At 55.1% G+C, this 23,201-nt stretch carries 22 protein-coding genes and 1 riboswitch; of the genes, 13 read left to right on the top strand and 9 right to left on the bottom strand.

The window, feature by feature from the left end; translation table 11 throughout:
* Positions 1-29: 29 nt before the first annotated feature.
* The 4 genes from PAECUDRAFT_RS08675 to PAECUDRAFT_RS08660 all read right to left on the bottom strand — a co-directional run bounded on the left by PAECUDRAFT_RS08675 (position 30) and on the right by PAECUDRAFT_RS08660 (position 4,317).
* A complete protein-coding gene (locus tag PAECUDRAFT_RS08675) occupies positions 30-1,235 on the bottom strand; it encodes an FAD-dependent monooxygenase (RefSeq protein ID WP_006037751.1) in 1,206 nt (401 codons plus the stop codon).
* Between the two features lie 15 nt (positions 1,236-1,250).
* Positions 1,251-1,676: a DUF3995 domain-containing protein gene (locus PAECUDRAFT_RS08670; RefSeq protein ID WP_006037750.1), complete on the bottom strand. Its 426-nt coding sequence runs from the start codon at positions 1,674-1,676 to the stop codon at positions 1,251-1,253.
* 6 nt (positions 1,677-1,682) lie between these two features.
* Positions 1,683-2,288, bottom strand: coding sequence for a TetR/AcrR family transcriptional regulator (locus tag PAECUDRAFT_RS08665; RefSeq protein WP_006037749.1), 606 nt, complete (start codon positions 2,286-2,288; stop codon positions 1,683-1,685).
* A gap of 379 nt (positions 2,289-2,667) precedes the next feature.
* Positions 2,668-4,317 carry a sensor domain-containing diguanylate cyclase gene (locus tag PAECUDRAFT_RS08660; RefSeq protein ID WP_006037748.1) on the bottom strand — a complete coding sequence of 550 codons (1,650 nt, stop codon included), beginning with the start codon at positions 4,315-4,317 and terminating at the stop codon, positions 2,668-2,670.
* 266 nt (positions 4,318-4,583) lie between these two features.
* Between PAECUDRAFT_RS08660 and PAECUDRAFT_RS08655 the strand changes: the two genes are divergently transcribed.
* The 11 genes from PAECUDRAFT_RS08655 (at position 4,584) to PAECUDRAFT_RS08605 (ending at position 14,511) form a co-directional block, all read left to right on the top strand.
* Positions 4,584-5,486, top strand: a complete 903-nt coding sequence (locus tag PAECUDRAFT_RS08655) for a LysR family transcriptional regulator (protein ID WP_006037747.1) — start codon at positions 4,584-4,586, stop codon at positions 5,484-5,486.
* A 125-nt stretch (positions 5,487-5,611) separates the two neighbouring features.
* Positions 5,612-6,466 carry a transporter substrate-binding domain-containing protein gene (locus PAECUDRAFT_RS08650; RefSeq protein WP_006037746.1) on the top strand — a complete coding sequence of 285 codons (855 nt, stop codon included), beginning with the start codon at positions 5,612-5,614 and terminating at the stop codon, positions 6,464-6,466.
* Between the two features lie 43 nt (positions 6,467-6,509).
* Positions 6,510-7,427 (top strand): amino acid ABC transporter permease, encoded by a 918-nt coding sequence (locus tag PAECUDRAFT_RS08645; RefSeq protein ID WP_006037745.1) that lies wholly within the window; start codon positions 6,510-6,512, stop codon positions 7,425-7,427.
* Complete coding sequence (locus PAECUDRAFT_RS08640; RefSeq protein WP_006037744.1) at positions 7,424-8,134, top strand: amino acid ABC transporter permease; 711 nt, start codon at positions 7,424-7,426, stop codon at positions 8,132-8,134. The genes PAECUDRAFT_RS08645 and PAECUDRAFT_RS08640 overlap by 4 nt, the downstream gene beginning before the upstream one ends.
* Positions 8,131-8,883, top strand: a complete 753-nt coding sequence (locus PAECUDRAFT_RS08635) for an amino acid ABC transporter ATP-binding protein (protein WP_006037743.1) — start codon at positions 8,131-8,133, stop codon at positions 8,881-8,883. The genes PAECUDRAFT_RS08640 and PAECUDRAFT_RS08635 overlap by 4 nt, the downstream gene beginning before the upstream one ends.
* Positions 8,884-8,911: 28 nt before the next feature.
* Positions 8,912-9,937, top strand: coding sequence for an LLM class flavin-dependent oxidoreductase (locus PAECUDRAFT_RS08630; RefSeq protein ID WP_006037742.1), 1,026 nt, complete (start codon positions 8,912-8,914; stop codon positions 9,935-9,937).
* A complete protein-coding gene (locus PAECUDRAFT_RS08625) occupies positions 9,934-11,136 on the top strand; it encodes an amidohydrolase (RefSeq protein ID WP_006037741.1) in 1,203 nt (400 codons plus the stop codon). Before PAECUDRAFT_RS08630 ends, PAECUDRAFT_RS08625 begins: the two co-directional genes overlap by 4 nt.
* The gene (gene solA, locus PAECUDRAFT_RS08620) at positions 11,133-12,308 is read left to right on the top strand and encodes an N-methyl-L-tryptophan oxidase (protein WP_006037740.1); all 1,176 of its coding nucleotides are present in this window, start codon (positions 11,133-11,135) and stop codon (positions 12,306-12,308) included. Before PAECUDRAFT_RS08625 ends, solA begins: the two co-directional genes overlap by 4 nt.
* Positions 12,295-12,864 carry a GNAT family N-acetyltransferase gene (locus tag PAECUDRAFT_RS08615; RefSeq protein ID WP_006037739.1) on the top strand — a complete coding sequence of 190 codons (570 nt, stop codon included), beginning with the start codon at positions 12,295-12,297 and terminating at the stop codon, positions 12,862-12,864. The genes solA and PAECUDRAFT_RS08615 overlap by 14 nt, the downstream gene beginning before the upstream one ends.
* A complete protein-coding gene (locus PAECUDRAFT_RS08610) occupies positions 12,864-14,216 on the top strand; it encodes an LLM class flavin-dependent oxidoreductase (protein ID WP_006037738.1) in 1,353 nt (450 codons plus the stop codon). Before PAECUDRAFT_RS08615 ends, PAECUDRAFT_RS08610 begins: the two co-directional genes overlap by 1 nt.
* 28 nt (positions 14,217-14,244) lie before the next feature.
* Positions 14,245-14,511 (top strand): glutaredoxin family protein, encoded by a 267-nt coding sequence (locus PAECUDRAFT_RS08605; protein ID WP_006037737.1) that lies wholly within the window; start codon positions 14,245-14,247, stop codon positions 14,509-14,511.
* A gap of 563 nt (positions 14,512-15,074) precedes the next feature.
* Here the strand turns inward: PAECUDRAFT_RS08605 and PAECUDRAFT_RS08600 are convergent.
* The 5 genes from PAECUDRAFT_RS08600 to PAECUDRAFT_RS08580 all read right to left on the bottom strand — a co-directional run bounded on the left by PAECUDRAFT_RS08600 (position 15,075) and on the right by PAECUDRAFT_RS08580 (position 21,502).
* Positions 15,075-15,968: an AraC family transcriptional regulator gene (locus tag PAECUDRAFT_RS08600; protein WP_006037735.1), complete on the bottom strand. Its 894-nt coding sequence runs from the start codon at positions 15,966-15,968 to the stop codon at positions 15,075-15,077.
* Positions 15,969-15,980: 12 nt separating this feature from the next.
* Positions 15,981-17,006 carry a SepM family pheromone-processing serine protease gene (locus tag PAECUDRAFT_RS08595; protein ID WP_006037734.1) on the bottom strand — a complete coding sequence of 342 codons (1,026 nt, stop codon included), beginning with the start codon at positions 17,004-17,006 and terminating at the stop codon, positions 15,981-15,983.
* 245 nt (positions 17,007-17,251) lie between these two features.
* Entirely contained in the window at positions 17,252-19,708 is a 2,457-nt protein-coding gene (locus PAECUDRAFT_RS25210) for an IPT/TIG domain-containing protein (protein ID WP_006037733.1), read from the bottom strand.
* 244 nt (positions 19,709-19,952) lie between these two features.
* Positions 19,953-20,450: a preQ(1) synthase gene (gene queF / locus PAECUDRAFT_RS08585; RefSeq protein WP_006037732.1), complete on the bottom strand. Its 498-nt coding sequence runs from the start codon at positions 20,448-20,450 to the stop codon at positions 19,953-19,955.
* A gap of 14 nt (positions 20,451-20,464) precedes the next feature.
* Positions 20,465-20,509: riboswitch (PreQ1 riboswitch) on the bottom strand.
* Positions 20,510-21,118: 609 nt separating this feature from the next.
* Positions 21,119-21,502 carry a VOC family protein gene (locus PAECUDRAFT_RS08580; protein ID WP_006037731.1) on the bottom strand — a complete coding sequence of 128 codons (384 nt, stop codon included), beginning with the start codon at positions 21,500-21,502 and terminating at the stop codon, positions 21,119-21,121.
* 161 nt (positions 21,503-21,663) lie between these two features.
* Between PAECUDRAFT_RS08580 and PAECUDRAFT_RS24540 the strand changes: the two genes are divergently transcribed.
* Both PAECUDRAFT_RS24540 and clpP read left to right on the top strand, forming a co-directional pair.
* The gene (locus PAECUDRAFT_RS24540; protein ID WP_006037730.1) at positions 21,664-22,560 is read left to right on the top strand and encodes an RNA polymerase sigma factor; all 897 of its coding nucleotides are present in this window, start codon (positions 21,664-21,666) and stop codon (positions 22,558-22,560) included.
* Positions 22,561-22,590: 30 nt separating this feature from the next.
* Positions 22,591-23,175, top strand: a complete 585-nt coding sequence (gene clpP, locus PAECUDRAFT_RS08570; RefSeq protein ID WP_006037729.1) for an ATP-dependent Clp endopeptidase proteolytic subunit ClpP — start codon at positions 22,591-22,593, stop codon at positions 23,173-23,175.
* The last annotated feature ends 26 nt before the right edge of the window (positions 23,176-23,201 follow it).

Raw genomic sequence — 23,201 nt, 5'->3', positions numbered from 1 at the left:
TAAAGAGAGAGATGTGGCGCATGCTGCTGCTAACGCGGATCGTACAAAAACTGCAGCTGCTTGCGCGTGGCGCTGGCAGGCGTTAACCGCAGGGCGGCATCGCGCAATCGGCATAGCAGCGGGTTGCCCAGCTGTGCAATCCGGCCTACCGCTTGGGAACGATTCACGATCGATGCGGTGCGGTCTTTGCGGAGCACTTCGAAGGTGCGAAACGCTTCGGCGGGCTCAGCGAATTCGAGGCGCTTCATGCAATCGGCTAGGCAGATGGCGTCCTCGATCGCCTGGCAGGCGCCTTGCCCAAGATTCGGCGTCATGGCGTGTGCCGCATCGCCGATCAGGAGCACGCGATCGTACGCGAACCGCGGAAGCGGCGCGAAATCGACGATGTCGCGATGAATGATCGCATCTTTTGGCGTCGATTCGATTAAGGTGGCGACTGGCTCATGATAGCGGCGGAATCGCGCTGCGATCTCGCTGCGCGTCAACTGAGCAAGCTCAGCTTCGCGTGCTGGCGCGTTGATCAGCGCGTACCAATAAGTCGCCCCTTCTGGCAGCGGCACGATGCCGAAGCGAGTGCCGGTACCCCATGATTCCGTGCACATGGCCTGCGGCTGAAGCGGAGCAGTTCCTCGCCAGCAAGTATAGCCTGCGTAACGCAAGCGGGTGCTCGGAAGCAACTGGCTGCGAACAAGCGAGTTTAATCCTTCTGCGCTGATCAGTCCGCTTCCCTCTGTTTGTTGCCCGTTCTCGAACGTGATCGCTGCGCCGTCATGCCGCTGCTCGAATGAGACGAGCCCATGACCAGGGCGATACGTTCCTGGCTGCATGGCGCCTAGCAGCAGCCTATGCAGCTCGGCACGATGAATGGCAAGGAGCGGCTCATGCAGCGTTGACGTATGCTTCGTCAGGACATGACCCTTCTCATTCGTAATAGCGAGACCTTCTACGCAGCGGTAGCCTGCTCGGCGAATGTCATCGGCGAGACCGATCGTCTCCAGCGCGCGCATCGCATTGGGCGCCAGAATAATGCCGGTACCCGCGGTCTGGACCTCTTCGGAACGCTCATAGACTACGGCATCGAAGCCGGCTTGCTGCAGCGCAATTGCGGATGTCAGCCCAGCGATGCCGCCCCCAGCAATGAGCAGGGGAGCGTGCTGGCCGTTGTTGCCATGCTTCGAACGCGTGATTGTGCCGATGGTTCGGACGGCGGACGGATCTGGCGGATGTTCGTTCATCGCGTATTCCTCCTTCTAAGAAGCGATCAACGCCGCTATATAGGCAAGACAAAGCAGGAAGCATAAAGGAGTGAAGAGGCGAGCGTCATACTTGGCGAATGCCGTTCCTCGAACGGATCGGAACAAGCCGACATAACGGAAATCCCCGATCGTGCGCACGCCGAAGACGATCGCGCACATGCGGCAGCCCCAGATCGTCCATGTTTCGTCGAATCGTTGCGGGAGTAGATCGGCCTGCATAGCCAACAATTCAGCTGCTGCGAAGAGCGCCGCCGCAACCACGATGGTCGCAAGTCGGCCGGGGCGGAAGGTCGGGCTGCCCGCAGTTGTCGATGGGACGGCAACACGGCCTCCCCATGATCCTCCGAACGCCCAATATAGATGAATGATGCCGAGCAGTGCGAGAATGAAAGTTGCGAGCAGGAGAATGATCGTAAGCATGAGCGATTAACCTCCTTGCTGTTCTGTGGGATGAATGCCATGCCAAACTAATTCGAATCGGTCTTTGAACCGTTTCCGCATATCGAAGGCGTCATGAGTCGAAGATGCCCATGCCATCAACGTTTGGAAGTAGACGCCTGAGATGACGGCGGCAGCGTTCGCGCAATCCAGTGAAGAGAGGAGCTTTCCTCCCGTGCGGGCAGCTTCCAGCTGCTGCGCGATCATGCCTTGAAACCGATCCATAACGCGGAGCTCCTCGGCCATCGCCGGCTCTGAGCGAATCATCTCCATCATCATGATCCGGACAAGCTCGCGGTCGCTCGTATATCGGCTCATCAGGACATCGAATAAGCCGAGCAAGGCCGTCTTTGGATCTTCGCTTGAGCGGCTTGCTGTCAGTTGTTCGCCCGCTGCTGCCATTTGCAGCTCGCTTAAGTACAGCAGAATCGATTCCTTGCGGGGGAAATAGTTATAAAAGGTGCCTTTGGCAATGCCGCAAGCTTGCGTAATTTCTTCTACCGTCACCTGATTGAAGCCTTTGATCCTAAACAAGTTGAGCGCTTCTTCGTAAATCTGGTCCTTAAGCGCTTGTTTGCGAGATGCTCTTAGCATGAGGTGGGTTCCTCGCTTTCCTAATAATAATGACCTGAGTCAAATTATGACTGCGGTCATTATTATAGATCGTATGGAAAGGTTATACAAGAAAATTCTAACGGACTCCACAGCCGCTATCACCCTCTAAAAGTGCCTGCGGCAAAACGTAACGGACCCCACAGCCGTTATTTAGTCATTTTGCTGCCTAGTGAGGGCGATATTGGCCCAATAGCGGCTGCTCGGTCCGTAAGAACACAGATGTGCCGGATTATGATCAAATAGCGGCTGCTCGGTCCGTTAAAATCTCGAACAGACGGTTTTTACAAATGGAAGAGGGTGTCCCCCAAGCTTACGCTTTGGGGACACCCTCTTCCATTTGTTCATAAGCTCATGTCCATCATCTGCTGAACGGCAGCTTCGATTGCAAATCGCTCGACGATGCCTGGCCGGCAAGCATCGTCCGGTTGCGGCCAGCCTCTTTCGCAGCATAGAGCGCTTCATCCGCCAGCTTAAACAACGTGTTCGTGTCGGCAGCATGCTGCGGATACGCGGCGATGCCAAGCGAAACGGTAATGACCCGATTTGCTGGCGTAGCCGTCTTCTCGATGGTTAAGCGAATGCGTTCGGCAAGGTGGAATGCTTCCTCGACGCCGCTGCCCGGCAGCAGGATGACAAACTCTTCGCCGCCGAAGCGGCAGCACATATCATGGGCGCGCACGGAATGATTAAGCACGTCCGCCAAGCTCTTCAAAACCTCGTCTCCGACCTGATGGCCCAGCGTATCATTGACGCATTTGAATCGATCGATGTCGAGCACGACGAGGCTGAACGGCTCTTCATTCTCTGCTCGCTTGCTCATCTCTTCTTCCAACGCTCTCCGGTTGAGCAGCCCTGTCAGCGGATCGACCAATGCCGCGTGGGTCAGTTCCTCAGATTGCTTGCGCATCGATTCGACAGCGCCGAGTACGGTCTGGGTCAGCACAAAGGCTTCGCGGTTCCAATGGTTTCGCTTGATGGGCGGGGAGAAGGATTGCCCGTCAGCAGCGTGTCCAATATAATCCGCCAAGGCCGCGAACGGCATTGCGAGCCTGCGGGCTATGAACATCGCAAGCAGCATAATAATCAGAAACGGCAATCCCATATAGATGGCAGTCGAACGAATTTGCCGGTTCAACTGTTCATAGATCGTTTCGACAGGCGATTGCACGACGATGCCCCACCCGTTGCTCGTTACGTTGGAGAAGCCGGCGAGAAAGGTTTCACCTTGCGTATTGATGACCTTTTCTTCGCCGTTAAAGCCCTTCATCAGCTTGCGGACGACGTCGTTCGCTGATACGTCATCGCCAAGGAGATCCGGGTCGGGATGGAAGACCAGCTTGCCTGTCGTGTCGACGACATAGAAATAGGAGCCGGCGCTGTCGATCAGGTTGCTGCCGAAGATCGTGCTCAAAATATTTTTCTCATGCAAATAAATCGTTCCGCCAATATAGCCCTGGTAGCTGCCTTGCTTGTCGAACACCGGCTCGGTAATTAAGACGATCAATCGTCCAGTCGCGCTAATATACGGCGTGGAGACGTAAGGCGCTTTAGCGGCGAGCGCCTCTTGCGAGGCTTGAGTCGTCAGCTTCTTTCCCTTAAGCGCGATGGCAGGGGGCGAGATGCTCTTCACGATGCCTTTGTTATTCACCCAGAAGATCGAGTTGAAATAGCTGCTCGTCTTGCGCGAATATTCCAGATGGTCCAGCACCCCGGCTTCGGATAGCGAAGGGTTGTCGCGCAAGAAGGCGGACGCTGTTTGCAAGCTGGCATGCATGGATTGGAACAGTGAATCCATCGTCAAGCTCATTCGGGTTGCGCTGGTATTATTGAGTTGCAGCGTCGTATCGTACAGCGATTGTCGCTGGGAATGATAAGAGGCTGTCAAGGTAACGACAAGCGTCAGCAGTACGGCCAATGCTGTCAGCGCGGACAGCAGCATAGGAAGCGTCAGCTTATATTTGCGCCTTGTTACAGAAGCATAAATAATCGATATCACCTGCTCGAGCATGAATTTCGTATTCGTTGGTACCTACTTAGTTTCGACAAAATCCGCCTAATTCCTTTCGGTCAGAAAAAAGGAATAGACATTCGAAAAGAAAGATGTATAATCTAATTACCTAGTATTCCAAGCGAAAAGGTATGAATTAATCTCGAGCCTATAATCCGACTGACCGGATAACCGGAAGCCGACAACTCTGCGCAAGCGGACTTTGTCGTGCTTTTTTTTATAGCCAAAAGGTAGAAAATGAGTTTGTACAAGGAGAGGGGATCGCAATGAATATTGAAAACATTGAGGCATTCGTCTATGTCATTCATTTCAATAGCTTCAACAAGGCGGCGGATGCACTGTTCCTATCCCAGCCCTCGGTGACGGCGCGCATCCAATCGTTGGAACGGGAGCTGGATGCGAAGCTGTTCGATCGGGAAGGCAAGCAGTTTTCGTTAACAGAGCAGGGCAAGCAGTTTCTCCCATTCGCCCAGCAAATTATGCAATCGTACAAAAAAGGCAAGCAGCATCTGCATCAGCGCAAGACAGCCGATGTTCGGGAGCTTCGGATCGGCTGTACGGTGACGGCGGCCAATTATTTGCTTCCAGGCGTGCTTCCCCAGCTTAAGCAGGCTTACCCCGAGCTGCATGTGAAGCTGATTACGGCATCGACCGATGCGATCATTCAGCATTTGGAAAATCGCGAGCTTGATATCGGCTTGGTCCGCGGCACGACGCATCCGCTGATGGATTCGAACCTGTTCTACGAAGACCGTATCCGGTTATTCGTTGAGCCGGGTCATCCTTTCGCGAAGCAGCAGGAGGTGACGATGGAGGAAGCGGCGCTTGAGCCGTTTATCTTTTTCGAATGCGGCTCACTCGATTGGATGAAAATTCACCGCCTGTTCGATTCGTTAGAGCGCCCCCCGGTTATCGCGTATGAGATCGACAATATGGAGACGGCCAAAAAGCTTATCGCTTCTGGGCTCGGCATCGGGTTTCTGCCGGAGCTGAGCGTACGCTCGGAGGTGGAGGCCGGGAAGCTCGTGCCGGTTGCGATCCGCTCGCTCGGTATTCTGACGCTTCGCACCTGCGTGCTTACGCGCAAAGGCGAAAGCGTGGAGCTGGCCAGACAGCTGCTTGATATCGGGCGCGGGAGCTCCTTATCGAAACAATCAATCCATGTATAGAAGCGATCGATAACCACGAGGCAATGGGCGATGGTACACTGCAAATATAAATCATACTTAAACAGTGTGAATTGTATGAATTAAGTCATAGACATGTGGTCATATCCACGACGGAGGGGTTCACAATGAAACGGAAACATTCACTAGTAATCGCAGCACTACTCGTATTTACGCTTATCTTTACCGCTTGCGGCTCGGAGAGCAAGCCAGCGTCAGGCGAAGCAAGCGCATCTGCTGATGCGGGCGGGGCGAAGGAAGTGAAAAAAATTATTATCGGTACAGGGACGCAGTTCCCTGGCGTCTGCTTCATTGATGAAAATGGCAAGCTGACGGGCTTCGATGTCGAGCTTGTCCGTGAACTGGATAAACGGCTGGATGGCTACGAGTTCGAATTCAAGACGATGGACTTCTCGAATCTGCTGCTCAGCCTCGAGACGAACAAGATTGATGTCATCGCGCATCAAATGGAAAAAAATCCGGAGCGGGAAGCGAAGTTCCTGTTCAACAAAGAACCTTATAGCATCTTCCTCTCGAAGGTAGCGGTCAGTGCTAAGAACAACGATGTGAAATCGATCGAGGATCTGAAGGGCAAGAAAATCCAAGTGAGCCCAACGAGCAATCAGGCTTACTTCCTAAAGAAGTATAAGGAAGAACATAAAGATGCCTATGATTTGATATTCAGCAGCAACGGCTCGAACGATCTCGTGCAGCAAATCGAAAGCGGCCGGATTGATGCGACGCTATCAACGGACTTCGCCCTGCGGTTCTATACGGACGCAGATGGCAAGGAAGCGCTCAAAACGGTAGGCGAGCCGCTCATTCAATCCGACGTATTGTTCGTGCTCCGCAAAGACAGCCAAGAGCTGGCGGATCAATTGGACGAAGCGATTCGTGAAGTAAAGGCGGACGGTACACTGTCGAAGCTGAGCCTGCAATGGCTGGGCGCGGATTACACCAAAGGACTGGCTGAGAGCAAATAGACGCATACGTTAACAAGGTTAACGAGGAAAGAAGGGAAGCGCGATGGGCAGAAGGTTCGACATTCATTATTTGTGGCAATTCATTCCGAAGCTGCTTGGCTACTTGGAGATTACGTTGTTTATCGTGGCGGCCTCCATGCTGCTCGGCTTCCTCGTCGGCTTTCTCATCGCGCTGCCTCGCATGTATAACGTTCCGATATTGCGGACGGTGTCGCGGGTCTACGTCTCCTTTTTCCGAGGAACGCCGATTCTGATTCAGCTGTTTCTGATCTATTACGGCTTGCCGGAGCTGCTTAAGGGCGTTGGAGTCGACGTCTCCAAGCTTCCTGTGCTCGTATTCGTTATTCTGACCTATGGCTTGCATACAGGGGCGTTTATTTCGGAGACGATCCGCGCAGGCGTTGGGGCTGTCGATCGCGGGCAGACGGAGGCGGCGCTTGCGATCGGCATGACGGGCTATCAGTCGTTTCTTCGCATTGTGCTGCCGCAGGCTGTGGCTGTCTCGATGCCGGTCGTTGCCAATCTTGTGATCGCGAACTTAAAAGATACGTCGCTTGCCTTCTCGCTCGGCGTCATGGAGATGACGGGCAAGTCGCAGACGCTCGGGCAGGCAACGCAGCATTTTATCGAGGTATACATTGCTCTGTCGGCGATCTACTTCGCGGTGAGCATGGTGCTCGAAAGCTTGTTCAAGCTCGCGGAGCGGCGGCTGCTGCGCCATGAGGCGCGGCAATCGAACAGCTGGGGCGAGCCGTCCAAGCCGGCCTTCTTGTCTCGATGGTGGGATTCCGCGGGCGGACTCGTTCAGCGGTTTCCGGGCTATCGGCAGCCAATTGGCGAGGAAGGCCCTGCGCTGGCTGGCGCAGCTCCAAGCTTGGATGAATACGGCATTCCGCTCGGAAAATCAGATCGGCTGCGGAACGAGCGCATCCCATTATCAGAGGGCGGTGAAGGAAGATGACGCTTGATCCCGCGTTTATTGCAGAAGCGTTCTGGAAGCTGTTATCCGCGCTTCCGACGACGCTGCTTATTACCGTCGTTTCGGTGCTCTTGGGCTTTCTTATCGGAGCGGTAACCGCGCTTCTGCGCGTCTATCGCGTGCCGGTGCTGCATCCGATCGCGTCGTTCTACGTCAAATTCATCCGAGGAACGCCGATGCTGATGCATTTGTTCCTGATCTATTTTGGACTTCCCAAGCTTATTGATTGGCTATCGGCTTCCTTCGGATGGTCGTTCACATCGGTGCAAATCCCGATTCTCGTCTTTGTTCTTATTGCCTTCTCGATTACGGCGGGCGCATACATGTCCGAGATTGTCCGCTCCGGCATGCTGGCGGTTGACCGGGGGCAGCTCGAAGCAGCGCTGTCCGTAGGCATGACGCGTACGCAGGCGATCCGCCGCATTGTATTTCCGCAGGCGCTGGCTGTTAGCTTGCCGAACCTGTCGAACGCTTTGATCGGCATGCTGCATGGCTCGACGGTGGCGTTTACCGTGCCGGTCATCGAGGTGTTCGGGCAAGCGAACATCGTGGCGATGACGAACTGGAAGTATTTTGAGGCATTCATCGCCGCGGCGATTATTTATTGGGCGCTTACGCTGCTTATCGAGAAATCGACGAGCGTGCTGGAGAAGCGGATTTCACTTTATAACAGAGGAGGCGTAGCATGATTCGATTATCCGCGATACGCAAATCGTTCGGCAAACAAGAGGTGCTCCGAGGAATCGATCTGACGGTAGAGAAGGGCGAGGTTGTTGCCATTCTCGGCCCGAGCGGCTCTGGCAAGACGACGCTGCTGCGCTGCATCAACTATCTCGAGCGCCCGGCGGAGGGGCAGATCGCCATTGGCGAATATCAGCTCGATGCGAAGAAAGCGACGAAAAAGGATATTCACGCCTTGCGCCTGCGAACGGCGATGGTGTTTCAGAACTATAACTTGTTTAAGCATAAGACGGTGCTAGAGAACGTGATGGAGGGGCTTGTCATCGTACGCAAGCTGCCGAAGGACGAGGCGCGCCGCATTAGTCTCGAAGTGCTAGAGAAGGTAGGGCTCGCCAGCAAGCTGGATGCTTATCCGAGCAGTCTATCGGGTGGTCAGCAGCAGCGGGTCGGCATCGCGCGCGCGTTGGCGCTCAATCCCGAGGTGCTGCTGTTCGACGAGCCGACATCAGCGCTTGATCCCGAGCTGGTGGGCGAGGTGCTCGAAGTCATCCGCCGCATCGCGAAGGAAGGCATTACGATGATCGTCGTCACGCATGAGATGGGCTTCGCCCGCGATGTTGCGAACCACGTTGTGTTCATGGATGGCGGCGTCGTTGTCGAGGAGGGCAAGCCGGAGGAGCTGTTCGGATCGCCGAAGGAAGAGCGGACCCGCCAATTTCTGAAGCGGTATTCGCAGGAGTGGAGCTATTCCATTTAATTGCAAGACAATGAAAGGAGCGACAGCGATGACGACTGTTCGATTAAGTATTCTTGACCAAAGTCCAATCTACGAAGGAGAGACAGGGGTGGAGGCGCTGCAGCGTACAGTGGAGCTGGCGCAATATGCCGAGAAGCTTGGTTACACGCGGTTTTGGGTATCGGAGCATCATGATTCCAATCAAGTCGCGGGCTCGTCCCCTGAGGTGTTAATTTCCTATTTGCTGGCGCGCACGTCGACGATTCGCATCGGATCAGGCGGCGTTATGCTGCAGCACTATAGCCCTTATAAAGTAGCGGAAAATTTTAACGTGCTCGCTTCGCTTGCGCCAGGCCGCGTCGATCTGGGCATCGGCCGCGCACCGGGCGGACTGCCGCGTTCAACGCGCGCGCTCCAGCAGTCGGGCGGCGGGGACTCCGGCCCTCGCGACCTTGGCGACAAGGTGAAGGAGCTGGCAAAGTTTCTGAACAATGCGCTCGAAGCGGATCATCCGCTGGCAGGTCTTCGTGCCGCGCCGTCCGTTGCGAACCCGGCAGAGCTGTATTTGCTGGGAGCTAGCGTAGCCAGTGCGCAGATCGCGGCTGACTTGGCTTACCCTTACGTTTTCTCCCTGTTCATCAACAGCGATGAAGCGGTGGCGAAGGAAGCGCTCGATACGTATCGGGCGAGCTTTGATCGGTCGGGGGGCAAGGCGCCGGAGCCGATTTTGGCGTTGTCGCTTATCGTTGCGGATACGGAGGAAGAGGCGAACGTATTGGCTGGCGAGTACAAGATCGTCAAGCTTCACTTGGCGAGCGGGCGCACGCTGACGGTCGGCACGCTGGAGCAGGCGGAGGAATTCGGGCGCCAGACGAATGAGAAGTTCACGGTCGAGGAGAAGCCGGCGGAAATCATTCGCGGGACGAAGGAATCCGTGCGCCGGCAGCTGCTTGAGGCGAAGGAGCGGTTTGGCGTGGAGGAGTTCGTCGTCACGACGGCGGTACGCGATTTTGGCAAAAGGCTGCGGTCGTTCGAGCTGCTAAGTGAAGCGTTCACGGAGGTGGCGGCCGAATGACAGCGCAGCAGTCGAAGCATTTGGAACTAGAGCAGCAATTAATCGAGAGCCGGCGTCATCTGCATCAGCATCCCGAGCTGTCGAACGAGGAATTCGAGACGACGGCTTACATTCGCAGCCAGCTTGAAGCAGCGGGCATTCGCATTGGCGAGTATGGCTTGCAGACGGGGCTCATCGCCGAGATTGGCGGTGCGAACGGCGGGCCGATCGTGGCGCTGCGCGCCGATATTGATGCGCTGCCGATCCAGGAGGCGACGGGTCTGCCGTACGCTTCGACGGTCGATGGCAAGATGCACGCTTGCGGGCATGATTTTCACACCGTATCGGCGATCGGCGCGGCGCTGCTGCTAAAGGAGCGGGAGGCTTCGCTTCCGGGCGCGGTTCGGATCATTTTCCAGCCGGCTGAGGAGAAGGCCACGGGCGCAAGGCAAGTGATCGAGAGCGGCGCGCTGAACGATGTGCAGGCGATATTCGGCCTCCATAACAAGCCGGACCTGCCGGTCGGCACGGTCGGCATTAAGGAGGGCCCGCTGATGGCGGCGGCGGATGGCTTCCTCGTCGAAGTAACGGGCTTGGGCACCCATGCTGCCGTACCGGAAGCGGGCATCGATCCGGTTATAGCCTCCGCGCATATCATTACGGCGCTGCAAACCATCGTCAGCCGCAACGTTAGCCCGCTCGACAGCGCGGTCATTAGCGTGACGCGGCTCAATACGGGCACGTCGTGGAACGTCATTCCTGACAAAGCCATCTTCGACGGCACGCTGCGCACGTACGAGGAAGAGGTGCGCGTGCGGGTGAAAGAGCGGCTGCAGGAGGTCGTGCATGGCGTCGCTGCCGCCCTTGGGGCCAAAGCAAGCGTGCGCTGGATTCTAGGGCCGCCAGCTGTCCGCAACGATGCAGAGTTTGCGTCGCTTGCACGTTCGGTTGCAGAGCGCGCCGGCTTGACGGCTGTCGCGCCGAAGCCATCGCTTGCGGGTGAAGATTTTGCTTTCTACCAGCGGCATGTGCCGGGGGTATTCGTCTTCGTCGGGACATCGGGGCCGCAGGAGTGGCATCATCCGGCGTTCGACGTGGATGAGTCGGCGCTGCTGCCGACCGCGACCTATTTGGCAGAGCTGGCAGCGTCAGCGCTGCAGCAGCTGCATGCAGACGGCGAGAGCCAAGCGGCAGCCGCAGCGGACGGCGTGTCAGTATGAGCGCGGGCGCCGCTTATGATGTGATCGTCGTTGGCACCGGCTCGATGGGCATGAGCGCGGGCTACCATCTGGCATCCCGCGGCGCGCGAACGCTGCTAATCGATCGCTTCGATCCGCCGCATACGGAAGGCAGCCATCATGGCGAGCCTCGCCTGATCCGGCATGCGTATAGCGGCGGCGAAGCGTATATCAAGCTGGCGCTGCGCGCGGATGCGCTTTGGCGTGAGCTGGAGGAGCAATCCGGCGAGCAGCTGCTGTATCGATCCGGCGTGCTGAACGTGGCGGATCCGGACGTCTATCGATACGGCGGACGGATCGATGACGCGGTACGGCACGGCATTGCTGCCGAGAAGTTGACTGCGGAAGAGATCCGCTATCGCTGGCCGGGCTGGACGCTGCCCGCATGGTTCGAGGGGATGTATGAGCCGAATGCCGGGTATTTGCGCAGCGAGCGCTGCGTAGCAGCTTATCGGCATGCTGCATTGCAAGCTGGTGCAGAGCTGGTAACGGGAGCGGAAGCGATCGGCATCGAGGCGGCGCCGGGCGGCAGTGTTACGGTTCGGACGACCAAAGGGAGGTTCCATGCCGATCGCGTTATTGTGAGCGCGGGGGCGTGGTTCAGCACCTTCGCGCCATTCATCGCGCTGCCGATTCGTGCCGTCCGCAAGACTGTCGGCTGGTTCCAGCCGCTCGCTTCGGACCGCCGCTTCGATGCCGGGCATTTTCCCGGATTTACGATAGGCACTCGCGATGGCGGATACTATGGCTTCCCGAGCATCGACGGGTCAGGCGTGAAGCTGGGTCGCCATGATGGCGGCGCCGACTGGAAGCCGGGCAAACCGTTGGCGCCGTTCGGCAGCCTGCGTGAGGATGAGGGCGACCTGCGGCGAGTCTTAACAGCCCATTTGCCTTCGGCTGCTGGAAGACTGCTGCGCGGAGCCGTATGCAAATATGAGCTGACGCCAGATGACGGATTTATTATCGATCGGCATCCTGCCTATCGCAACGTGCTGCTGGCAGGAGGCTTTTCCGGGCATGGCTTTAAATTCGCAAGCGCGGTCGGAGAGGTGTTGGCTAATCTGGCGTTGACGGGATCTTCGTCGTACGATCTGGAGCCATTCAAGATATCGAGATTTGGAGTTGAGAGGAGCGATTATGATGAGCCAGCCTAACGGGATTATCGTTCGGGACGCAGCGAGCAGCGAGAGTGATATCGTGCGTCAGGTCATGCTGGGGGCATACGAGCAGTATGCGCCATTTATTCCAGAGTCGATGTGGGAGCCGTATCGCGCCGCAATCTCGGCTTCCGTCGAGGGCGATGGCCCGAGCGATCGATTGGTTGCGTTGTGGGATGGCGAAATCGTCGGTGCCGCGCAGGTGTTCGACGGTTCGGAGAGTGCGTATGGCCGCGCCGAGCTTGCGATTTTCGGCCCGATCATTCGATATGTATCGGTCTTGCCGAAGGCGAGAGGCCGCGGCATAGCGACGGCGCTGCTCAAGGAAACGGCGGCTCGCTCGCTGGCGCGAGGCTACAATGTGCTGCATTTGCACACGTCGGATATGATGGCTTCGGCGGTTAAGCTTTATGAGCGCCTTGGCTTTGAGCGGGCCTATGACAAGGAGTTCAACAACGGCGAGCATCTGGTGAAAAGCTATCGGCTGTACTTGCCGAAGAGCGCGCTGCTCTTCGGCGGCGGCGAGTCGAGCATCAGACAGGAGGCGTTATAATGGGCAAACGGAAACAGCTGCGGCTAGGCACCATTATCCATGGTGTGCCGGGCAACATGTCGGCATGGCGCCATCCCGATGCGGTGGCGGATGCCAGCGTGAATATCGACTTCTACAAGCAGCAGGCATGGGATGCAGAGGCTGCCAAGTTTGATTTTGTATTTATTGCGGACGGTTTGTACATTACGGAGAAATCGCTCCCGCATTTCTTGAATCGGTTCGAGCCGCTGACGATTTTGTCCGCTCTTGGGGCTGTGACATCCCGCATCGGCTTCGTCGGTACGGTATCCACGTCGTATAGCGAGCCGTTCACGGTGGCGCGCCAGCTGCTGTCGCTCGATCACATTACGCGCGGTCGCGGCGGCTGGAATTTGGTAACTTCTCCGCTTGAGGGCTCTGCCCGCAACTTCAGCAAAGCGCAGCATCCGTCCCACCCGGAGCGGTATAAGATTGCGGCTGAATATTTGGAGGTTGCGCGCGGGCTATGGGACTCCTGGGAAGCGGACGCGTTCGTGCGCGATAAGGAATCGGGCGTGTTCTTCGATCCGGAGAAGCTGCATCGGCTGGATCACGTGGGGCCAGCTTTCTCTGTGCAAGGTCCGCTTAACATCGGCCGATCCCCGCAGGGGCAGCCGGTCGTATTCCAAGCGGGATCGTCTGAGGATGGGAAGAATCTGGCGGCGCGCTCCGCAGATGCCGTGTTCACGCATTCCGATACGCTGGAGCAGGCGCAACAGTTTTATACCGATGTGAAGGATCGAGCGGTTGCTTATGGCCGCTCCGCAGATGAGATTCTCATCCTGCCGGGCATCACGGTCATCGTGGCGGAGACGGAGGAAGCAGCGGAAGCCAAGTATCAGGAGGTGGCGAGCCTGGTCTCGATTGAGAACGCGCTCGATTATCTCGGACGCTTCTTCGAGCATCATGATTTCTCGCAGTATCCGCTGGATGAGCCATTCCCTGAGCTTGGCGATTTCGGCAGCAACAGCTTTCGCAGCGGTACGGACCTGATCAAGCGCAATGCGAAGGAGCAAGGGCTGACGCTGCGCCAGGTCGCCTTGCAGGCGACAACGCCTCGAACGGCGTTTCTCGGAACGCCGGAGCAGGTTGCGGATCGCATCCAGCAATGGTTCGAGGGCGGCGGGGCGGACGGATTTATTATCATGCCGGGCACGCCGGCGGGGTTGGGTGATTTTACGAGCCTCGTCGTTCCGATTCTTCAGGCGCGCGGCTTGTTCCGCACCGAGTACGAGTCGACGACGCTGCGGGGCAATCTTGGCTTGCCGGAGCCTGCAAACCGCTACACGCAAGCGCGTGAAGCGGGGAACGGCGCGGAGCCTGTCAACGCTTAACCATTTGAATAGCGGGAGGAATTTTGAGATGTCATCGAATCAAAAAGTAGTTTTGTGGAGCAAAACAGGCTGTCACCATTGCGCGCAAGTAAAGTCGCTGCTGGAGGCGAACAACATCGCGTACGAGAACGTTAGCGTCGATAACAACGATGCGCTGCGCGACGTGCTGGAGGTCAAATACGGCATCCGGTACGTGCCGGTCGTCGAGGTAGGCGGCGCAGGCAAATTCGAGGCTTGGACGGATTTGGACCTTGAGCATTTGCAGACATTGGTGGGCGCGGTGAAGGTAGGGTAACATTTGTAGTAAGAAGAAAGAGGTAACGGATAGAGAGCATTAAGCGAGGCGGAGCTGGAGAGACCGAGATAGAGATAGATCTAAGATCAATATAGAACTGAGCAGGCCTGCAGCCCGCCCCAGTAGGGGTTGGAGCTGTGGGCTTGTTTTGGTTTTTCAATGGAAGAAGGGGTTGTGGCATTTTGTAGGTTTCAAGGTAGCTACTTAGCTTATTGCCGTGCCGTTGCACTTTGTACATTGGGAAAGGGGGAGATGGCTTGCTCCAGAGACTCCCATTGCAGTTCATACAACGAGATAGGTCGGGAAGAGGCGCGTTGTGCCCAAAACATAGAAAGCAGCCTTGTCCCGTTGCACGATTTGCAATGACACCGTCTAACTGCTGCGCGCGCATTTGATTCGATTGTATGAACTGCAATGAGCAGCCGGTTGTGCGCACCAACGTTACCTTAAATACGACACACATACGCTGCAGCAATGTCCGTACACAAACATAACGCCAACCATTGCAGCGCAAAAATAGGGGATGCCCCTCAGCCGTCAAGGCTTTGGGACACCCCTTCGTATTATTCCTCGTGCTTCACGCTAAGCGCCGTCTTCCGATAATCCGAAGGCGCGAAGCCAGTAGCGCTTTTGAACTTCTTGGAAAAATACAGCGGGTCGTTGAACCCGACCGCCGAGGCGACTTGGTCGATCGGCATCGCTGTGCTGGCGAGCAGCGTTTGGGCGCGTTCGAGCCGGATCGTCATCAAATATTGCTTAGGCGACAGGCCCGTCGTTCGCTTGAACATGCGGCTTAGGTGCGTGCGATGATAGCCAAGCGTTCGGGACAGCTGGTCAATTGATACCTGCTGCGTATAGTGGAGCGACATGAACCGAATCGCTTGCTCGATCTGGCGATCGATGGCGGTCGTATCGTCCGGCTTCGCCAGCCGTCCGGCTCCGTTCGCGCGGCCAAAGCTGCCGAGCAGCAGGCGAAGCCAGCCTGCCGATTCGAGATCGGCGAGCGGCGCGTCTCCTGCGGGAGACAGGCTGTCCTGCAAGGAACGGTAGAGCATGCGGATGTCGGGGAGGCTGCTGCCCGAGACGATCGGGCAATCCGGCGTTACGCCGACGTTCGCTAGCAGCTGCCTGCTAGCGGGCCCGACGAAGCTGACCCAGACGTAATGCCAAGGCTCATGCTCGTCGGCTTGGTAGGAGAACAGCTCGCCGGGGAAGATGATGAACGAGTCGCCCGCCCGGCAAGGGTAGGCATGCCCGCGCACTTCATAGACGCCGCGTCCGGCGAGCACGGTGTGGACGAGCACGTAATCGTGAATAGCGGGCCCGATCGTATGCAGCGGATGCGGACGTCCTTCCCCGCTGAACAGCACGGCGAGCTCGCTTCCGCTAGGGGATGGATTAATCGCCAGCTTCATAAAATCATGCTCGTGCCTCGTATCGCCAGACGGCTGCGGCATTGCGTTTTCCCCCTAGGCTTTCCAGTTGTGCAAGTAATCGACGGCTTCCTGAAGCGTCGCGACAGGCACGATGCGGAGGTTGTAGCCGCGTTTCTTCGCTTCATCGATTGCATCCTGTGCGTTCGTGCTTGATGTGTCCGTGTCCTTCGGACAGAAGAACAGCTCGACGCCCGCCTTATGCGCGGCGACGATCTTATCCCGCATGCCCCCGATTTGCCCTACTTTTCCGTTAAGGTCAATCGTGCCGGTTCCGGCTACTTTGAGGCCATGCGTCAAATCCTCCGGCAGCAGTTGGTCGAGAATTTCCAGCGAAAACATAAGTCCAGCGGACGGCCCGCCGATCTCCGACTCGGCAAATGTGACGTTACGGGTGGAAGATACGGCATACTCGGGCTCGAACACGGCTCCCAGGCCGGGCTGATTCGCTCCGTCGATCCCGATCAGCTTCACTTGTCCGGTATGCTGCTCGCCATCGCGCAGGTAGGTGAGCGTTACGGTGTCTCCGACCTTTTTGCTGCTGCCCAAATAGTGAATAACCTCCGGAAGCTCCTTCACGGTGCGCTCATCCACCTTGAGCAGCACATCTCCGACCTCCAGCACGCCCTTGGCCTTGGAACCTGGCTGAAGCATCCGCAGAAACTGGCCGGTAACGGTCGGCGTTACGGGCAAGCCAGCCTCCTTCATCGCCGCGGCGACGGAAGTTCGCTGGGAGGAGGACCACATATGATCGAGCACCCGCATGTACTCCGCATCGCTAAGATTGCCCTTCACGTCGGAAGCTTTGCGAAGCTCCGTATCCTTGGCGAACAAGCCGTAGATGACCATCGCGACGTTGTTAGCTCGTACGGACAGCACGGTCGTGAGGTTGAAGCTGCCTTTGCTGTCCTTCTTGCCATCGGCTACGCTTACCGCAGCGGACAGCGGCTCCACCGTGCCAGGCTGATATAAGTAGTAGGGCATCGGCATCAAAAACAAGATCGCATATAAGGCTATGATGGCGATCGCCCAGCGAAATAGTCGTTTGTTCATCCATTTCATCGTCTTGGCTCCTCCTAGAAGCGGCTCAACCGGCTGCCTCAAGCTAGTTCTCCCATTATCGCACAAATGATGATAGGTTCCCAGTTGGCTCATTTACAAGTACGACGTTCAACTCGTTCTTACATTTGTACAGTAAACAACAGCCCCAGTACCGATGTGGTACTGGGGCTGTTGTTTACTGTACGGTATTCGTTTGCAGGATCCTCGTAAGAGGGTCGCAGTTTATGGCATGTCGATTATCTCAATTAACCGTGGTAATACGAATGATCAAGGTGATAAATAGTGCTGTCGCTAGTATTGTCTACTTGTCTCGAAGTAGAAAGGCTCGATGAGGAGTAGGTTCCTTCAAAGAACAAAATATCGACGATGTCAAAATAATGGGTAGACAGTGGAAGGTCATACCAATTTTCACCTACTGCAGGTGGAATAATTATTTGAAAGCTGAAATGCCCATTAGCATCGGTAACAAACTCCACTTGTTTCACTGTAAGCGGACCAACATGGCCAAGGAATAGGAAGCTTAGCTTCTCGTTTGCAAGAGGGTTTCCACCATTATCATATACGGTTCCTTGAATGGTCGTTGTAGCCCCGCTGGTGACGCGCCACTTTTCACCGGCACCATAATTTACGCGGGCATCCGTCATGGAAGGATAAGTAATGCCAGTAATGATTACTTCTCCCACATCATTAAGCGTATCTATTCTTTCGTTAGGATCAGGCGAGCTGTTGTAAGTATAGGCAGCCGGCAGTGTTGCAGATTGATTATCAGGATTCGTCAGTTGGACATCAACCGCGCCAGCAGTTAACGTTGCAGGAGCTACAACCTCTAAATAACCGTCGGCATAATAAGTAACAATCGAGGCTTCATTGGCGCCGAAGAATACTTTTACACCATTTTGGAAGTTGCTGCCCCTAATAAAGACATGCTCGCCGCCAGCTGTTAGACCGTTATTCGGAGTTACCTGACTGATAACAGGTGATGGCAACGCGAGATAAGTGTAGCCATTGGACTTACTTCCTTGTGTTCCATCGGTGTTTACAATTTTAAGATCGACAGGGCCAATCGTACTGCTTGCTGGCGAGACGACGTTCAGTTGTGTACTCGTAATGCTGCTAACAACAGCTTCTGTCGTACCGAAGTACACTTTTAATCCGATGAAGAAGTTGCTGCCTTGAATCGTAATCGTTTCTCCGCCCGTCACTAGTCCGCTATTCGGAGTTACCTGATCAATGACAGGGGTTGGATACAACTTATACGTATAGCCATTCGCGAGCAGCCCTTGCGTTCCGCTAGCACTTATGACGGTTACGTTGACTGCGCCCGCCGATCCGCTAGCAGGTACGGTTGCCTGAAGCTTGGTGCTGGATTCCAAAGACACATTGGTCGCTTCATTGGGGCCAAAGAAAACTCTTGATCCGGAAGTGAAATTACTACCGTTGACATAAACGGATGTTCCACCAGTTAAATAACCGTTATTCTCACTCACCGACGTTACAACGGGAGAAGGTGGCGGTGGTGGAGCAATATAGGTGAAGCCATTGGGAAGCGTTCCTGTTGTTCCATCGGGTTTACGAACGGTAACATCAACTGCGCCTAGCGATACTCCGGCAGGTACGGTTGCCTGAAGCCTGATGTTGGATTCAAAAGACACATTGGTCGCTTCATTGGGGCCAAAGAAAACTCTTGATCCGGAAGTGAAGTTACTACCGTTGACATAAACGGCTTTTCCGCCAGTTAAAATACAGTTATTCTCATTCACCGACGTTACAACGGGAGGTACTGGTACCGGAACAATATAGGTGAAGCCATTAGGAAGGGTTCCTGAAGTTCCATCGGGTTTACGAACGGTAACATCAACTGTCCCCGCCGATCCGCTGGGAGGTACGGTTGCCTGGAGCCTGATGTTGGATTCAAAAGATACATTCGTTGCTTCATTGGCGCCAAAGAAAACTTTAGATCCGGAAGTGAAATTACTACCGTTGACATAAATGACTTTTCCGCCTGTAAGGCTATCGCTGTTCGGAGACAACGATGTTACAACGGGAGGCGCCGGAACCGGAACAGCATAGGTGAAGCCATTAGGAAGGGTTCCTGAAGTTCCATCGGGTTTACGAACGGTAACATCAACTGTCCCCGCCGATCCGCTGGCAGGTACGGTTACCTGGAGCCTGGCGTTGGAGACAAAAGATACATTGGTCGCTTCATTGGCACCAAAGAAAACTTTGGATCCGGAAGCGAAATTACTGCCGTTGACATAAATGGATTTTCCGCCTGTAAGATTATCGCTATTCGAAGACAACGATGTTACAACGGGAGGAGGTGGTGGCGGCGGAGTCACATAGGAAAAGCCATTGACCAGCGTGCCTTGTGTCCCATCCGTCTTAACAACCGTAATGTCCACGGATCCAAGTGCGGTACCCGGTGGAACAGTTGCTGTGAGTCTGGTATTTGATTCGTAAGTTACGCTTGTTGACTGAACCGATCCGAAATAAACTTTGGATCCGGAAGTAAAATTACTACCGTTGACATAAACGGGTATTCCGCCGGCTAAAATGCTGTTATTTGGAGACAACGACGTTACTGTTGGATTAACTGCAGCATTTACTCGCGGAATACATGTAATTACACTTAAAACTACCAATACGCTCAGGAAACTAAGTAAAATCTTATTTAAGCCTCTGTTTTTTATTAAACTTCTCAACTCAATTCTCTCCTCTAAATATAGTTCACAACAACATTTTATCGGATAAAAATCCCAGTAAAATTAGAGCAATTCCAAAAAGACGAAAGTCGGGCATGTCTTTCACATTTTGAAAGCTGGAGTAGTTTTGGCAGTATGAAGCAATGACGTTCAACTCTATTTTCCTTTTTACAGCAAACAACAAACCCAGTACCGACAAGGTACTGGGTTTGTTGTTTGTAAAACCTGTATTCGTCATTAAGCGTTAACGATTATCGACTTTCTCCGGGTACATATCATGCTGGAACAAGCGCTGCTCTGCCACTTGCTCGTATTTGGTGCCCGGCTTGCCGTAGTTGCAGTACGGGTCGATCGAGATGCCGCCGCGTGGCGTGAATTTGCCCCACACCTCGATGTAGCGAGGGTCCATGAGGGCGATGAGATCGTTCATGATGATATTCATGCAATCCTCGTGAAAATCGCCATGGTTGCGGAAGCTGAACAGGTACAGCTTGAGCGACTTGCTCTCTACCATTTTGATATCGGGAATGTAGCTGATATAGATCGTCGCGAAGTCCGGCTGGCCCGTGATCGGGCATAGGCTTGTGAACTCTGGACAGTTGAATTTGACCATATAATCGCGATACGGATGCTTGTTGTCGAACGTCTCCAGTACGCCTGGCGCGTATTCGAACGGGTATTTGGTTCCTTGGTTGCCGAGGAGCGTTAGATCGCCCAATTCCTCATGTTGTCTTCCTGCCATAATGTCATTCTCCTTTATGCTTAGTTTTTTAGAGAGGGAAGTTTGCGAACCTCTACCTTGCCGCTGCCAGCTCGATGGATGGAGGGCTCGGATTTCGTGCCAATTCGACACGCGGTATCTATTATAGCAGGTTTGGGCGCAGAGTCGGAGACAGAAATATTGTCACTCGGCTGGAGATGGAGAGACGGGAGGGCTGAACCTTTGACATTGAGCGAATAGAGCGGGGGATGTGCGCTAAAGCGGGGAAGCGGCGGGGGAATAGGCATAAGGGGGGATTCGCGCTGCTAATGGAACGCTAACGGACCGTATAGCCGCTATATGGCGAATTTGCGGGCTTTCGAAATTGTAACGGACCTGAGCGCCGCTATTCCACGGAATAGTATAGTTTTGTGGCGCATTTACACCAAATAGCGGCCGCTGGGTCCGTTACATTGATTGTAGAGCTGATTTCGAGCAAATAACGGCTCCTCGGTCCGTTAGGGCAGAAAAAGGTACGCTAAAGCGGGACAGCGGTGGGCGAGCAGGCAATAGAGAAGGTTAATCTGCGCTATTGGGGCTGAACCGCGGACGGTGGGCCAATAGGGCAGAAAAAGGTACGCTAAAGCGGGGAAGGGGCGAGTAGGCAGGCAATAGGGAAGGTTTCTCTACCCTATTGGGGCTGACCGGGATCACCCAACAGTCGTCCACTCTAGAAACTCCAGCCGATTGCCGAACGGGTCATTGACATAAAATCGAATAACGCCTTCGTCAGCCCGTGCTTCATCATCTATAATTGGAATATGATGCTGAAGCAGGTGACTTCGCAATTGTGCAAGATTTTGGACATGGAAGGCAGGGTGTGCCTTGGTCGCGGGGACGAATGACTGCTGAATGCCGATGTGGACTTGATGCGCGCCGCATTGAAACCAGACGCCGCCGCGCTTTTGTAACGGCTCTGGCTTTGGCACCTCTGTCCATCCCAGGACGGTATGGAAAAAATGGCGAGCTTGATCTTCGCCCCCCTCAGGAGCTGCCAGCTGAACATGATCAAGGCCAAAGTAATGGTATGGCATATCAAAACGCCTCCTTTGTTTCACTATACAGAACTTAGTTTCACTGAATGAATTTATTATAACGTAATTTCTCATAAAAGTAAGGTAAGGCCGTATCTTTTCGCACCTTAAATTTCGTTATACAGGTGGGAGAGAAACATCAAGCAAGCAGGAGGTGCAGCATGAGCGGAGACGTTCGGCATGCGGCAAGGATAGGAGAAGGGCAGGATTGGATGGCGTCGCTCTATGCGAAACATCATCAACAGCTCAAGCGGTTTTGCCGCAAGCTGGCAGGTTCGTCGTGGGATGCCGAGGATCTGGCGCAGATCACGTGGATGAAGGTTTGGACACTGCTTGAACAGCGTGCGTCAGGGAATGGCAGCACTGTGTCCAGCTCGTACCTGTACCGGATTGCCGCGAATGCCTGGACGGATCGCTGCCGCCGAAAAAGCATCGCATGCCAGGAGCTGACTGGTCAGCTTATCGAACGAATAAGGGCGGAGGAGCTTTCAGCGCCTCAGGCCAGTGCGCTTCTTGATGCAATGGAGCGAATCGTCGCGGAGCTGACGCCCCTCCAGCGAACGATTATGCTGCTCATGTCCGCTTTGCAGTTCACTGCTGCCGAGACGGCGGCGCTGCTCGATATAACAGAGGGCGCAGCCAAAGCCGGCCTTCACCGGGCCAGAGCGAATTTGCTTAAGCGTAGGGCGGCAAGCAAACTCGCCGGCAGGCGCGAGGTTGACGAGCAGCTCGTCTATGCCTACTTGGATGCGTTCCGCAGCCGAAACATACATGGGCTGCTGCTCCTGCTTAATGCAGGGGAATCGCAGGATGTATTGCCGGCTGTGCAGGGCATTCGACTGGCGCCGCCCGTTCGCGCGGAAGCGGGCGCTTCGCAAGTGGAAACAGGAGCAGGAGCTGCTGTTGAAAGCAGCTTGTATGCTGCGCTTGACGTCTACGGCGCTGCGCAAGCGATTTGCGGAATGGGCGAGTTCCATGTGGCGGGCGGAACCGTTTATGCTGCAAGCGGTTGGGCGATTGAAGGCTGGAGCAGCGCGGACATGCGAATGGCTTCGTAACCTAATTTTGAGCAAAAGTGAGGGGATTCTATGTCTTCTATCGTTCCTTATGTAGTCGAGCAGACGAATCGCGGAGAGCGCTCGTACGATATTTATTCTCGGTTGCTGAAGGACCGAATTGTGTTCTTGGGCTCAGCGATTGACGATCAGGTCGCTAACGTGATCACCGCGCAGCTGTTGTTCTTGGCGGCGGAGGACCCAGACAAGGACATTCATTTCTATATCAACAGCCCGGGCGGATCGACGTCGGCGGGGTTCGCGATTTTGGATACGATGCACTACATTAAGCCGGATGTGCAGACGATCTGCGCAGGGATGGCAGCGTCGTTTGCAGCGATTTTGCTGCTGTCGGGCACCAAAGGAAAACGGTACGCGCTGCCAAACAGCGAAGTGATGATCCATCAGCCGCATGGCGGCGCGCAAGGTCAGGCGAGCGACATTGCCATTACCGCGAAGCGGATTATCGGCATACGGGAGAAGCTGAACCGGATTACGGTGGAGCGGACGGGGCAGCCGCTGGAACGCGTCGAGCAGGATATGGACCGCGATACGTATATGTCGGCTGAAGAAGCGCTTCAGTACGGGATTATTGATCAGATTATTAAGAAAAATTGAAATGATAGAAGATCAGGTAGGCTGCC

The organism is Paenibacillus curdlanolyticus YK9 (assembly GCF_000179615.1).
GTDB classification, from domain to species: Bacteria; Bacillota; Bacilli; order Paenibacillales; family Paenibacillaceae; genus Paenibacillus_T; species Paenibacillus_T curdlanolyticus.
This window is presented reverse-complemented; position numbering and strand designations above follow the sequence as displayed.